This is a genomic window from Microbacterium rhizomatis, assembly GCF_008710745.1.
Classification (GTDB): domain Bacteria; phylum Actinomycetota; class Actinomycetes; order Actinomycetales; family Microbacteriaceae; genus Microbacterium; species Microbacterium rhizomatis.
The window spans coordinates 1,049,701-1,062,911 of the sequence record NZ_VYSA01000001.1 but is presented as its reverse complement, the minus strand read 5'-3'; the positions used below and the strand labels follow the sequence as shown (position 1 = coordinate 1,062,911).

General features: G+C 68.6%; 12 protein-coding genes. 11 read left to right on the top strand and 1 reads right to left on the bottom strand.

The genetic code is table 11. The annotated features are described in order from the left end of the window. Positions 1–208: 208 nt before the first annotated feature. From F6B43_RS05095 to F6B43_RS05070, 6 genes are all read left to right on the top strand, one after another. Entirely contained in the window at positions 209–1,336 is a 1,128-nt protein-coding gene (locus F6B43_RS05095; RefSeq protein WP_150447768.1) for an N-acetyl-gamma-glutamyl-phosphate reductase, read from the top strand. Beyond that, positions 1,333–2,490 carry a bifunctional glutamate N-acetyltransferase/amino-acid acetyltransferase ArgJ gene (gene argJ / locus F6B43_RS05090; RefSeq protein ID WP_150447767.1) on the top strand — a complete coding sequence of 386 codons (1,158 nt, stop codon included), beginning with the start codon at positions 1,333–1,335 and terminating at the stop codon, positions 2,488–2,490. The genes F6B43_RS05095 and argJ overlap by 4 nt, the downstream gene beginning before the upstream one ends. Then, entirely contained in the window at positions 2,487–3,386 is a 900-nt protein-coding gene (gene argB / locus F6B43_RS05085) for an acetylglutamate kinase (RefSeq protein ID WP_150447766.1), read from the top strand. The genes argJ and argB overlap by 4 nt, the downstream gene beginning before the upstream one ends. Before the next feature lie 53 nt (positions 3,387–3,439). Then, a complete protein-coding gene (locus F6B43_RS05080) occupies positions 3,440–4,696 on the top strand; it encodes an acetylornithine transaminase (protein WP_150448441.1) in 1,257 nt (418 codons plus the stop codon). Next, complete coding sequence (gene argF, locus F6B43_RS05075; protein WP_150447765.1) at positions 4,693–5,616, top strand: ornithine carbamoyltransferase; 924 nt, start codon at positions 4,693–4,695, stop codon at positions 5,614–5,616. Before F6B43_RS05080 ends, argF begins: the two co-directional genes overlap by 4 nt. Positions 5,617–5,698: 82 nt before the next feature. After that, positions 5,699–6,826 carry a heparan-alpha-glucosaminide N-acetyltransferase domain-containing protein gene (locus tag F6B43_RS05070; RefSeq protein WP_246159805.1) on the top strand — a complete coding sequence of 376 codons (1,128 nt, stop codon included), beginning with the start codon at positions 5,699–5,701 and terminating at the stop codon, positions 6,824–6,826. 102 nt (positions 6,827–6,928) lie between these two features. Here the strand turns inward: F6B43_RS05070 and F6B43_RS05065 are convergent, their stop codons facing one another. Then, positions 6,929–7,879 carry a DUF2599 domain-containing protein gene (locus F6B43_RS05065; RefSeq protein WP_170285562.1) on the bottom strand — a complete coding sequence of 317 codons (951 nt, stop codon included), beginning with the start codon at positions 7,877–7,879 and terminating at the stop codon, positions 6,929–6,931. A 155-nt stretch (positions 7,880–8,034) separates the two neighbouring features. On the opposite strand from F6B43_RS05065, the gene F6B43_RS05060 reads away from it, so the two are divergent. From F6B43_RS05060 to F6B43_RS05040, 5 genes are all read left to right on the top strand, one after another. Beyond that, positions 8,035–8,361, top strand: coding sequence for a PadR family transcriptional regulator (locus F6B43_RS05060; protein WP_150447763.1), 327 nt, complete (start codon positions 8,035–8,037; stop codon positions 8,359–8,361). After that, positions 8,358–9,104 (top strand): hypothetical protein, encoded by a 747-nt coding sequence (locus tag F6B43_RS05055; protein ID WP_150447762.1) that lies wholly within the window; start codon positions 8,358–8,360, stop codon positions 9,102–9,104. The genes F6B43_RS05060 and F6B43_RS05055 overlap by 4 nt, the downstream gene beginning before the upstream one ends. A 140-nt stretch (positions 9,105–9,244) precedes the next feature. Further along, on the top strand, positions 9,245–10,675 hold the full coding sequence (gene argH, locus F6B43_RS05050) for an argininosuccinate lyase (RefSeq protein WP_150447761.1): 1,431 nt from the start codon (positions 9,245–9,247) through the stop codon (positions 10,673–10,675). 164 nt (positions 10,676–10,839) lie between these two features. Beyond that, positions 10,840–11,304: a hypothetical protein gene (locus F6B43_RS05045; protein WP_150447760.1), complete on the top strand. Its 465-nt coding sequence runs from the start codon at positions 10,840–10,842 to the stop codon at positions 11,302–11,304. Between the two features lie 30 nt (positions 11,305–11,334). Continuing rightward, positions 11,335–13,059 carry a protein kinase domain-containing protein gene (locus F6B43_RS05040; protein ID WP_150447759.1) on the top strand — a complete coding sequence of 575 codons (1,725 nt, stop codon included), beginning with the start codon at positions 11,335–11,337 and terminating at the stop codon, positions 13,057–13,059. Positions 13,060–13,211 lie beyond the last annotated feature (152 nt).

The following is a 13,211-nucleotide window of genomic DNA, read 5'->3' as shown; positions in this document are numbered from 1 at the left end:
CCTTGATTTGCGGATGCCGCGGCCGGGCGGCTATCGTCGCCCCATGCCTTCGGCTGCGCCGTTCTCCGCCACGCTCGTTCCGAGCGTCTCTCCCGCGCGCCGACGTCTGGACGGACGCCGACTCTAGGCGACGCTGCGCACCTCGGATCCGGGGAGTCGTCGGCGTCGCCGTCGGAAGCCCACGACCCCAGACTCTAAGGTGGAATCCATGACATATTCGGTCGCCGTCTCCGGCGCATCCGGCTATGCGGGCGGCGAGATCCTGCGAATACTCGCTGCACATCCCGACGTCGAGATCCGCACCGTCACCGCGCATTCGAACGCGGGGCAGCCCCTCATCCAGCATCAGCCGCACTTGCGCTCGCTCGCGCACCTCGCCCTGCAGGAGACCACCCCCGAGGTCCTCGCCGGGCACGACATCGTCTTCCTCGCGTTGCCCCATGGGCAGTCCGGGCAGTACACCGAGGCCCTGGCGAACACTCCGCTCGTGATCGACGCCGGCGCCGACCACCGCCTCGAGTCGGCCGCCGATTGGGACCGGTTCTACGGAGGCGTCTTCCACCAGCCGTGGGTCTACGGCGTGCCAGAGCTTCTCGTGGACGGCATCAAGCAGCGTCAGCGGCTGGTCGGAGCATCCCGCATCGCCGCTCCTGGGTGCAACGCGTCCACGGTGAGTCTGAGTCTCGCGCCGGGAGTCGCGGCGGGCGTCATCGACACGTCCGACATCGTGACGGTGCTGGCCGTCGGCCCGAGCGGCGCGGGCAAGAGCCTCAAGACGAATCTGCTCGGCGCGGAAATCCTCGGAACGGCCAATCCGTATGCCGTGGGCGGAACCCATCGGCACATCCCCGAGATCCGACAGGCGCTCGCCGCAGCCGCGCGCGCGTCGGAGAATTCGTCGAATGTCGGAGGATTCGGCGCCCATCCTCCGACGAAGACCGATTCCTCCGACGTTCCCCACGCCGACGAGAGCATCCGTATCTCGTTCACGCCCGTCCTCGTGCCGATGTCGCGGGGGATCCTCGCCACCAGCACCGCTCCGATTACGTCGGGTGCCACCGACGCCGAGATCAGGCAGGCGTGGGAGAGCGCGTACGCGGACGAGACGTTCGTGCAGCTCCTGCCCGAGGGGCAGTTCCCGCGCACAGCCGACGTGCTCGGCGCCAACACCGCGCTGATCGGTCTCGCGATCGACCGCGCCGCCGGCCGCGTCGTGGTCATCGCCGCCGTCGACAATCTCGTCAAAGGCACCGCCGGCGCTGCCATCCAGTCCATGAACCTCGCCCTGGGCCTCGCCGAGGGCACCGCACTCACCGTGAACGGAGTCGCGCCGTGAGCGTCACCGCCCCCCGAGGATTCGAAGCCGCCGGCGTCGCCGTCGGTCTCAAATCGACCGGCAAGCCCGATGTTTCCGTCGTGGTCAACCGCGGCCCGCTGAAGACCGCTGCTGCCGTCTTCACGAGCAATCGCGCGAAGGCCAATCCCATCCTCTGGTCGCAGCAGGCGATTCAGGACGGCGTCGTCGAGGCGATCGTGCTCAATTCGGGCGGGGCCAACTGCTTCACCGGGTCGTTCGGCTTCCAGACCACTCACCAGACCGCCGAGAGGGCGGCCGAGCTCCTCGGTGTGAGCGCCGGCGACATCCTGGTGTGCTCGACGGGGCTCATCGGGACAGGTGACGAGGTGTTCCGGGCCAAGGTCCTCGACGGCACGGCGCAGGGGATCGCCGAGCTGTCGACCGACGGCGGCGAGGCAGCATCCCTCGCGATCATGACGACCGACTCCCGCCCCAAGCGGGTCGTCCACACCGAAGGCGGATGGACGATCGGCGGCATGGCGAAAGGAGCCGGGATGCTGGCACCCGGCCTTGCCACGATGCTCGTCGTGATCACGACGGACGCCGTCCTGACCGCCGCCGAAGCCGACGAAGCCCTGCGCCACGCCACACGGGTGAGCTTCGACCGACTCGACTCGGACGGCTGCATGTCGACGAACGATCAGGTGACCCTCATGGTCAGCGGAGCGTCCGGCGTCACCCCGGCGCCGGGATCCTTCGCCGACGCGCTCGCAACGGTGTGCATCGACCTGGCCGAACAGCTGCAGTCCGACGCGGAGGGCGCGAGCCACGACATCCGCATCGTCGTCCGGAACGCGGCGTCGGAAGACGAGGCGGTCGAGGTGGGCCGGAGCGTCGCCCGCAACAACCTCTTCAAGGCGGCGATCTTCGGCAACGATCCGAACTGGGGCCGCGTGCTCGCCGCGATCGGTACGACGACCGCGCAGTTCGACCCGTACGACGTCGATGTGTCGATGAACGGTGTGCGCGTGTGCAGCCGTGGCGGCCCCGATCGCCCGCGGGAAGAGGTCGATCTGACGCCGAGGGCGGTGACGCTCGAGATCGACCTGAAAGTGGGCTCGGCGACGGCGATCGTCCTCACGAACGACCTCACCCATGATTACGTGCACGAGAACAGCGCGTACGCCTCATGACCGACATCCAAGACACCGATCCCGCCGCGGCCAGCGCCCGTGCGGTCACGATGATCGAGTCGCTGCCGTGGCTGAAGCGGTTCCGCGACCAGATCGTCGTCATCAAGTACGGCGGCAACGCCATGGTCAGCGACGAGCTCCAGGATGCGTTCGCCGCCGACATCGCCTATCTCCGGTACGTCGGGGTCAAGCCGGTCGTCGTGCACGGCGGCGGCCCGCAGATCTCATCGATGCTCGACCGCCTCGCGATCCCGAGCGAGTTCAAAGGCGGGTACCGAGTGACGAGCACCGAGGCGATCTCGGTCGTCCGAATGGTGCTGACCGGCCAGATCAATCCTCAGCTGGTCGCACGGATCAACGCTCACGGACCCCTCGCGACCGGGCTGTCGGGTGAGGACGCGGGGCTGTTCGGCGGCCGCCGCCGGGGTGTGACCGTCGACGGCGTCGAGCACGATCTCGGACGTGTCGGCGACGTCGTCACGGTGGATCCGCGGCCCGTGCTCGACCACCTCGCTGCAGGGCGCATCCCCGTGGTCTCGAGCATCGCGCCCGACCTCGATCATCCCGGTCACTCGCTCAACGTCAATGCCGACGCCGCGGCTGCGGCACTCGCGGTCGCGCTCAAGGCGACGAAGCTCGTCGTGCTGACCGATGTGCCCGGGCTCTACGCCGACTGGCCCAATCGCGACTCGCTCGTCTCGCATCTGACCTCGGCAGAGCTGCGCACGATCATGCCGCGCCTGGAGTCCGGGATGATCCCGAAGATGCAGGCCTGCCTGGACGCGGTCGAGAGCGGTGTCGAGACGGCGGCGATCATCGATGGGCGGGTGCCGCACTCGGTGCTCGTCGAGATCTTCACGAGCAAGGGAATCGGAACAGAGGTGGTGGCACAGTGAACGGTGGCACGGGGAACGGCGGCACGGGGAACGGCGCAGCGCAGAACGCCCCGGTGGCGGGCCCGAGGGGGACGACGTGGCAAGAGGACGTGGGCCGCGATCTGGTGCGCAACCTCGGAGACCGCCTCGCTCTGCTCGTCCGCGGCGAGGGCGCGTATGTCTGGGATGCCGAGGGTCGGCGCTACCTCGACTTCCTGGCCGGCATCGCCGTCAACTCGCTGGGGCACGCGCATCCGGTCTTCGTCGAGGCGATCGCGCGTCAGGCGGCCACCCTCGCGCACGTCTCCAACTACTTCGCAACGCCGCCTCAGCTCGAGCTCGCCGCGCGGCTGAAGCGCATCGCGGGCACGGGCGACGCCGGCCGGGTGTACTTCGGAAACTCCGGTGCTGAGGCAAACGAGGCCGCGTTCAAACTCGCCCGTCTGCACGGCGCGGCGAAGAACGGGGGCCAGGGCCGCCCGCGCATCCTCGCGTTGAAGAGCGCCTTCCACGGTCGCACCATGGGAACGCTGGCGCTCACCGGCAAGCCGGCGATGCAAGAGCCGTTCCTCCCGATGGTGCCCGGTGTCGAGTTCATCGACTCGACGATCGACGCACTCGACGCGGCGCTGGACGAGCGGGTCGCGGCGCTCTTCGTCGAGCCGATCAAGGGCGAGGCGGGTGTGATCGAGCTTCCCGAGGGCTACCTCGAGGCCGCACGCGCGTTGACCGCGCGTCACGGAGCCCTGCTGATCCTGGATGAGATCCAGACCGGTGCGGGCCGCACGGGCGAGTGGTTCGCTTTCCAGCACACGGGCATCACGCCGGATGCGATCACCGTCGCCAAGGGCATCGGAGGCGGTTTCCCGATCGGCGCGCTCATCACCTACGGCGCGGCGAGCGACCTGTTCTATCCCGGTACTCACGGCTCGACCTTCGGGGGGAACGCGCTCGGCACGGCTGTCGCGGGAGCGGTGCTCGCCGAGATCGAAGAGGCGGGGCTCCTCCGCAACGCGACGGAGCGGGGGGCTCAGATCCGGGCTGCCGTCGACGCGATCGAGTCGCCGCTGGTGGAGGGATGCCGGGGCCAGGGGCTGCTCATCGGCATCGGGCTGCGGCATCCCATCGCCGCTGCCGTCGTCGCTGCCGCGCAGGAGCATGGCCTCATCGTCAACGCTGCCAACGACGAGACGATCAGGCTCGCTCCCGCCCTCACGATCGGGGACGTCGAGGTCGACGAGTTCGCGGGCCTCTTCGCCGCCGCGCTCAAGACCGTCGAGGACGCGCTGATGCTCGAGGCATCCGGATCCGAAGAGGAGATTCCCGCATGACCCGCCACCTGCTGCGCGACGATGACCTGACCGCTGCCGAGCAGCGCGAGATCATCGACCTCGCGATCGAGCTGAAGAAGGACCGCTGGGCCGACAAGAGCCTGGCAGGGCCCCAGACCGTCGCGGTCATCTTCGACAAATCCTCCACGCGCACGCGCGTCTCGTTCGCGGTCGGTATCGCCGACCTCGGCGGGTCACCCCTGATCATCTCGACGGCCAACAGCCAGCTCGGCGGCAAGGAGACCCCGGCCGACACGGCCCGAGTGCTCGAGCGCCAGGTCGCCGCGATCGTCTGGCGCACCTACGCGCAGGCGGGCCTGGAAGAGATGGCGGAAGGTACGACGGTTCCGGTGGTCAACGCGCTGAGCGACGACTTCCACCCCTGCCAGCTGCTGGCCGATCTCCTCACGATTCGCGAGCACAAGGGTGATCTCGAAGGCCTCACGCTGTCATTCTTCGGCGACGGCCGCTCGAACATGGCGCACTCGTACGTCCTGGCCGGTGTGACGGCGGGAATGCACGTTCGCGTCGCGTCCCCCGAGTCGTACGCGCCACGCGAGGACGTGATCGCCGACGCCGACCGCAGAGCGGCGGAGACAGGCGGGTCGGTCACGCTGTACACCGACCCGCTGGAGGCCGCGGCCGGCGCCGACGTGATCGTCACCGACACGTGGGTGTCGATGGGCAAGGAGGAAGAGAAGCTCTCACGCCTTCGCGATCTGGGCGAGTACAAGGTCACGCGAGAGCTCATGTCGCTCGCGCAGCCGGACGCGATCTTCATCCACTGTCTTCCTGCCGACCGCGGTTACGAGGTCGACGCCGAGATCATCGACGGACCGCAGAGTGTCGTGTGGGACGAGGCGGAGAACCGGCTCCACGCCCAGAAGGCGCTGCTCGTATGGCTGCTGCGGCAGGGCTGACCGAGGATCCTCGTCAAGACTCCGGGAGCTTCTGGCCTGGGGAAGCGCGTAGCGCGTCGAAACGGCTGGATGGGCCTGGCCGTTGAGCGAGCGCGCGCCGTCGATACCGGAAGCCGGCTGGCTGGCGACACGCTGGGCCCGTCTCGACGGCCCTGAGCGTATCGCCGGCATCGACCTCGCACGCGGCCTCGCGGTGCTCGGCATGTTCGCCGCGCACCTCCTCGCGCTCCCGGAGGTCGACCTCGCCGACCCCGCGACCTGGATCGGCGTGGCGGACGGACGATCGTCGATCCTCTTCGCGACGATCGCGGGTGTCTCGATCGGGCTGCTCTCGGGCGGCGCCCGGCCCGCTCGTGGCGCCCAGCTGCGCGTCGTGCGCATCCGGTTGGTCGCTCGGGCGATATTCCTGTGGCTGCTCGGCGTGCTCCTGGTCGTCACCGGGGTGCCGGTTTACGTCATCCTGCAGGCCTATGCCTTCCTGTTCGTGCTGTCGATCCTCCTCGTGCCGCTCAGCGCTCGCGTGCTGCTGTCGTTGGCTGCGGCACTGGCGCTCGTCATGCCCTTCGTGCAGGTCTGGCTCGACGAGCTGCCGTTCTGGGCCACCGCCGCCGGCGAAGAGGTCGCCGCCGCACTCGGCTGGCACTACCCGTTCGTGACCTGGATCGCGTTCATCGCTGCGGGTATGGGCTTTGCCCGGCTCGGCATCCGGCGGGGGGCGGTGCAGGTGTGGATGCTCGTGGCCGGCGCCGCGCTGGCCGCAATCGGCTACGGACTGGACGCCGTGAGCGGCACGGACGCGGCATCCGAGAATCTCTCGTATTGGAACCAGCTCTGGACCGCTCGCGCGCACTCCACCGGCCTGCTGGAGGTGATCGGTTCCGGTGGATTCGCGATCGCCGTCGTCGGCGCGTGCCTGCTGCTGTGCCGTACGGTCCTGCGTTATCCGGCGGTGCCGCTGCGCGCGGTCGGAGCCATGCCGCTCACCGCATACACCGCGCAGATCGTCGCGTGGGCGATCGTCGCGGCTGCGGTGCTCGGCGATACCGGGAACCTCTGGGGATTCCGGGCGCTGGAGCCGTTCGCTCCTTTCGCGATCTGCACGATCGTCGGCTGCACCGCCTGGGCCTTGCTCGTCGGTCGCGGACCCCTGGAATGGGTCATGGATCGGTTCTCCCGTGTGTTGTCGACCCCGGTCGGTCCGGGTCGCTGACGACGGCTCGGCCGGGGCGCATCGATCCGTGCTCCCGACTCTCGGAGGCCGGAACGAAGGTCGGCGACCGCCGCATCAGACGATGTAGTCCAGGACCTGCCGTTATGGGTTGCAGGCGGCGGCGATGAAGCCGGCGAGCCCGTAGTCGGGTTTGTCCGTCTCAAGATTCCACGGGCTCTTCAGAGGCCCAACGACCATGTGGCACCCGATTTGGTTGCCCGTGGTCGCCCTGTTCACCTTGTCCTTGTTCGCGGCGTTGATCTGCACGCCGGCAAGCTCCGACTGGACGGCGCCCTGCCAGGCTGCCGCGCACACGACGTTGCCGGGGCATGCCCACTGCGCGAAGGTCGTCGGAGTCAAAGCGATGCGAACGATGCCGCTGTACCAAGCCCATTCCTGCACCCAGGTGCCACCGAGCCAGGGGTCAGCGACGACCGGATATTTGCTGGCGGCGCTGTGGTCGACCACCTGCACGAGAGCGGTGCCCTCCAGGACGTACTTGGTGTCGACGGCTGCTCCAGTGGCATCCACTGCCCACGGTGCAAGGATGCCGTAAAGCACGGTGCCGTCGCCCCCGACGACAGCAACCCCGCCGTCTTCGACTTGTTCGAGTTTCGCTCCGACAGGAAGGTCCAGGTCATATCGGAACGAGGTGGGGCTGTCTGGGGATTCGATGATGGTGGTGAACTGCACGGAGCCGTCCTCCTTTGCGATAGGCACCGAAGTTGTGCCGTCACCTCCGTCGTACCCCACGAGCCCGTCGCCGATGGCCTCGGCCGCGGCGGCACCGCCAGGCAACCTGACGGTGATCTGACCCCGCCCGTGCCCGACTACAACCGGGTCTGCTGAGCTGTTGGGGAGGGAGACGCCGGTCTGATCCGCACTGACCGCTCCGTCAAGGAGGTGAGGAGTGCTGGCTGACGCGGAAGTAGCCGTGAGCGCCTTCAGCTTGTTGGATGGGCCGTCCACCGCTGTGCGGGGGACACCATCGAATGTGCTGACGATGAACAAGCTGATCGCAGCGGCGCTCAGGTAAGGGTTAAGTCGAATCATGGTTGTCTCTCGTGGGGATCGTCGGCATCTCCATCTCGCCGGATTGAGTTCGCCGTAGTGCATAGCCGGAGCAGTTTCGCAGTCGACGGTATATGGGGATATCAGTTCTCGCCATATTCTTGCCGGGTGGAATATAAGGGTGCTAACGTTTTCGCGTGCCCGTCACAGATCTCCAGTTCGCCATGTTGACCGGGCTTGCGGCCGGTCCGCGACACGGATACTCCCTGCTGAAAGAGGCCGAGTCTCAACTCGGCAGGAGGGTGGCTGTCGCCACGGCGTACGCGTGCTTCGAGGTGATGATCACAAGAGGCTGGATCCGATCAGATGGTGAAGAGGAGATCCGAGGGCGCACTCGGCGGTATTACGTCTTGTCCGGATCAGGGAGAGAGGTACTCGCAACCAGGGCTTCCGAACTGGCTGCGCGGATCCGGCTTGCGCAGGATCGACTGTTCGGCATGGCCGGAAAGGCGACGACAGCATGAGGGCGATCGAGCGGGAGCTGGAGCAGATGATGCGGTGGTACCCGCGACGCTGGCGAGATCTGCACGAACTCACCCTCAAAGGGATGTATCTGCAGAGCGCTGACGCCGACGGCGCCAGCCGCCTCAGCAAACGAGACCGGGCGGCACTCCGCGCCGCGGGAGCTTTCGAGCGAACGCGTTTCGTCCTGCCGATCGCGACATCTAGCTTGGCGATAGTCGCGTTCATCACTGGAATGTTCCTTGCAACTTTCGGCAGCCCGGTGGTCGGGGCATGCTTGTGGATCGTGGTCGGCCCGTCACTGCTGGCACTGGGCGTGTCGAGTCTCGTGGCGGGCCGGAGCGGCGGTTGGAGGCTCGCGCACCTCCTTGCTTTGGTGAGCGCGTCCGCGGCCAGTGCCGTACTGATGATCGCCTTTCGGATCGCGAGCGAACGCGATAGCGGAGCTGTCGACATCCCCGGTCTGGGCACGTTCTGGGCGTTCCTGCTCATCTATGCGGGGCTGATCGGCATCGTGGCCACGATCGCGCTCGCGCCGTCGATGGTGCGGTCCGGCGTTCGACTCGAGTGGTCGCTGCCGCTCGGATTTCTGAGCGGCTTCTGCGGAGCCATACCTCTGGCGGCGGGGGTCGTCGCGGGGTTCCCCGCGGTGATCGCTTCCTGCGCGGTCCTCTTGTTCGGGCTGCGCTCCTGGAGGCGATTTCGTGTGGAAACCCTCCGACAGCCGTCCGTCTCAGCGGCATGATCGCCACCTCGAGGTCGCGCGCCCTTTCCGATCCGGTCGTGGAGAATAACGTGCCGCAAGCGGCCCCGAGCCAACCACCATGGTGTCCCTGTTCGTACGCTCGGCTGGGTGCGCACAGTGGCTCTCGGTAGGCTGGCCCGGTGAGTGAGTCCCAGAGCAACGCCACCAATGAAGGCGCACTGTGGGGCGGCAGGTTCGCCTCAGGGCCGTCGCCCGAGCTGGCGGCGCTGAGCCGCTCCACGCATTTCGACTGGGCGCTCGCCCTCTACGACATCGCCGGGTCGCACGCTCACGCGAAAGCGCTCGCCGCCGCCGGGTACCTCACTGCGGACGAGGAGCAGGCGATGCACGCGGGCCTTGACACCCTCGCCGAGAGGATCGTCGACGGGACCCTCCAAGCCGCTCCCGGCGACGAGGACGTACACGGTGCCCTCGAGCAGGCGCTGATCGGCGTCGTGGGCCCCGAGCTCGGCGGCAAGCTGCGCGCCGGCCGCAGCCGCAACGATCAGATCGCGACGCTGGTGCGCATGTACCTGCTCGACCACTCACGTACGCTCGCCCGAGACATCGTGCGACTGATCGATGCGATCGTCGCACAGGCCGAGGCCCACCCCGCGGCGGTGATGCCGGGTCGCACGCACCTCCAGCATGCTCAGCCGGTGCTGCTGGCACACCACCTGCTGGCTCACGCGTGGCCGCTCGTGCGCGACCTGGAGCGCCTGCGTGACTGGAGTGCGCGGGCATCGGTCTCACCGTACGGCGGGGGAGCGCTCGCCGGATCGACTCTGGGGCTCGATCCCGAGCTCGTCGCGCGTGAACTGGGGTTGAGCCGTCCCTCCGAGAACTCCATCGACGGGACCGCCGCGCGTGACGTCGTGGCCGAGTTCGCCTACATCGCCGCTCAGATCGGCATCGACCTGTCGCGGTTCGCCGAAGAGATCATCATCTGGAACACGCGCGAGTTCGGTTTCGTCACCCTCGATGACGGCTATTCGACCGGGTCGAGCATCATGCCGCAGAAGAAGAACCCCGACATCGCTGAGCTGGCGCGCGGCAAGTCGGGGCGGCTCATCGGCAATCTCGCCGGCCTCCTCGCCACGCTCAAGGGCCTCCCGCTCGCGTACAACCGCGATCTGCAGGAAGACAAGGAGCCGGTCTTCGACTCGATCGCGACCCTCGAAGTTCTCCTGCCCGCCTTCACCGGCATGGTGGCGACGCTTCGATTCGACGCTGCGCGGATGGCCGAACTCGCCCCGCAGGGCTTCAGCCTGGCGACCGACGTCGCCGAATGGCTTGTGAAGCAGGGCGTGCCGTTCCGCGACGCGCATGAGATCTCGGGCGCGTTGGTGACCGCGTGCGAGCAGCGCGGCATCGAGCTGTCGGATGTCGATGACGCACTGCTCGCCGAGGTCTCTCCGGCCCTCACACTGGACGTGCGCGGCGTCCTGACCGTGGAGGGGTCGGTCGGCAGCCGCACGGGTGTCGGCGGGACGGCGCCCGTCCGAGTGGAGGAGCAGCGCGCCGAGCTGATCGCCCGGACGCAAGGCGTGGCGCACACCCTCGGGCTCTGAATCCCCGGACTCGTCTTCGGGCATGCCCGCAATGTCGCCGGGTTCACGCCCGGTAGCGCACCTGTCCGCCTCTCGTTCACCCGCCGGCTTCCTGGCGGTGGTCTGCCGCGGGCAATCTTCCCAGGCGCCCACTACGCAGACGCGGCGCGAGAAAGAGGACGGGGATGACCGCGCACTTCCTGTTCGCGCGGTTTCACAGTCCCGATCAGCGCGCGGCCGTGGATTGGCTCCGCAACGCGGAGGACATCGTCGCCGACCACTCAGGCGTCCGTGCGCCCGAGTCCGATCGCTCGCTCGCGGGCCCCGTGCTCGCGTGGAGACTGGTGAGTGACAACCAACGTGAGATCGCTCGCGGTTGCCGCCTCTATCGACATGAGCGGGCAGCGATGGCAGACATCGCCGCCCTGCTGCAGTCTCAGCCCGAACTCGAGGTGCGCGCCGCGACGGCGGCTCGCGTGCGCAGCACGGGCTGGTTCGTCACTCGCGCTGACGAACTCGTCATGATGAGCGCCCGACGTTATGAGAACAGGTCGGCCGCTCGGAAGGCCGGCGCTCTGGCGCTCCGTCTGATCGGCGAGCTCGCAGCTGCCGAAGACGCCCCCCGCGATATCGAGGAACTGATCTCGTGATGAGGCAGCTCGCATGACGGAATCGGCCTCGTGAGGGGAGGGCTGGTCGCGGGCCGATTTCACCTACGCGCACTGCTCGGAAGCGGGGGGACCGCGGCGGTGTTCGCGGCCGTCGATGAGCAGACCGGCCGCGATGTCGCCCTCAAACTCCTCCACCCGCACCTCGCCGTCGAACGCGCGGTCTGGGACGCGTTCTTCGAAGAGGTGCATGCAGCCCAGTCGATCGACCACCCCGGCCTCGCCGAGATCTTCGACGCCGGTGCCGTCGATGCCGAGCCCCCCATCGTGTGGATCGCGATGGAACGCGTGCACGGCGTCAGTCTTGCCGACCACGTGCACGCGCACGGCCCCCTCGCCACCCTTGCCGCTGTTGCGCTGACCGACGCCACGCTCGACGCGCTCGCCGCCGCCCACGCCGGGGGGGTCGTGCACCGCGACATCACTCCGGCCAACATCATGTTCGATCCCGCGCTGCTCGGGCCTCCTTTCGATCGCGCGGCGTTCACGCGCAGCGTCCGATTGCTCGATTTCGGGCTCGCGGATGTGCCGGGTCGCTCGACCGCGGGCGCAGACGCTCTGCTGAGCGCTAGAGGGTCAGCGCCGGCGACTGTCGTGGCGAGCGTGCCGTACGCGTCACCTGAGCAGTTGTCCGCTCAGCCGGTCGGCGAGCGCAGCGACCTGTATCAGCTCGGAGCGACCCTGTATTTCGCCCTCACCGGCCGACCGCCGTTCGCGGGTGACACGGCCACCGTCGTGCGCGCACATCTGACTGCGCCGCCGCCGGTGCCCTCCACGATCCGCCGTGACGTGCCGCGATCACTCGATCGCGTCGTCACGACCGTACTGCTCAAGCGCCCGGAGGATCGGTACGCGGATGCTGCCGCCATGCGAGCGGCTCTGACCTCCTCGATCGGTCCGGCGGCCCGCGCTGCGCGGCCCGTCGGCGCGAACGCCGCGACGGACCGGGGCGGGGCGGGGGAAGGAGCGCGCGACCAGACGGATCGCACCGGCGTGACGCGCGTGTACCGGACGAGCGTGCCGGTCGATCCGAGCCCTGCGCCACGACGGCAGGCCTCCGCCGATCGGCCCGCCGGCAGCCGGAGCGGCTGGCAGCCCTGGATGGTGATCGCGGCCACGATCGCGGCGCTGACCGCGATCGTCGGCATCTCGGCGGTGGCGGCATCGACGGCACCTGCTCCGATCGCGTCGGCGCCGGCATCCGCCTCACCGACTCCGACGACGACCGCAGAGGATTCCGTCGGCGTCGAGACCCCGATGCCGACCACTCCCATGCCCGAACTCGCCCGACTGTCGCTCGTCGACGCCGGTGCGGCCATCGCACGCGCAGGCCTGGTTCTCGGCGATGTATCGCGCGAGAACTCCGCGTCACCCGCCGACACCGTGCTGGGCTCGTCACCTGCGGCGGGTGAGTTCGCTCCCGTCGGGTCCGCCGTCTCCCTCCGTGTGGCGTCGGGGAACAACGCGGTGCCGCCCGTCGCCGGACTCTCACCCGCCGAAGCGACGGGAGCGCTGACCGCGGCCGGTTTCGCCACGCAGCTGACCGAGGTCGACGCGGGGACCCCCGGCCTCGTCGCCGGCTCCGCACCGGGCCCGGGAGAGCTGGTGCGCGTCGGGGGAACGATCGTCGTCGTCGTGACGCGAACACCTCCGGCACCGCCCACCCCGCAGGCGACGCCCACCCCGATGGCGTCGCCCACGTCGCAGCCCACGCCGACCAAGAGTCCGGGGCCGTGAACACCCGCCGTCGACGCGCGTCCGCGCGCCCGTCATCCCTCGCACGACAGCCCGTCACGCCCAGGACACACGGCGAGTGGTCCTCGTTCACCTGCTGCCGCCATCCTGGCTTTCGCCGGGTATGCCTCCGAGGAGCGCGTCGCCCGATCGAT

What these genes read in the sequence shown, in the direction of transcription:
- F6B43_RS05055 (WP_150447762.1), top strand. Translation starts at nt 8,358, where the DNA reads ATGAGGGCGATCGAGCGGGAGCTGGAGCAGATGATGCGGTGGTACCCG.
- F6B43_RS05095 (WP_150447768.1), top strand. Translation starts at nt 209, where the DNA reads ATGACATATTCGGTCGCCGTCTCCGGCGCATCCGGCTATGCGGGCGGC.
- F6B43_RS05045 (WP_150447760.1), top strand. Translation starts at nt 10,840, where the DNA reads ATGACCGCGCACTTCCTGTTCGCGCGGTTTCACAGTCCCGATCAGCGC.
- argF (WP_150447765.1), top strand. Translation starts at nt 4,693, where the DNA reads ATGACCCGCCACCTGCTGCGCGACGATGACCTGACCGCTGCCGAGCAG.
- argB (WP_150447766.1), top strand. Translation starts at nt 2,487, where the DNA reads ATGACCGACATCCAAGACACCGATCCCGCCGCGGCCAGCGCCCGTGCG.
- F6B43_RS05065 (WP_170285562.1), bottom strand. Translation starts at nt 7,879, where the DNA reads ATGATTCGACTTAACCCTTACCTGAGCGCCGCTGCGATCAGCTTGTTC.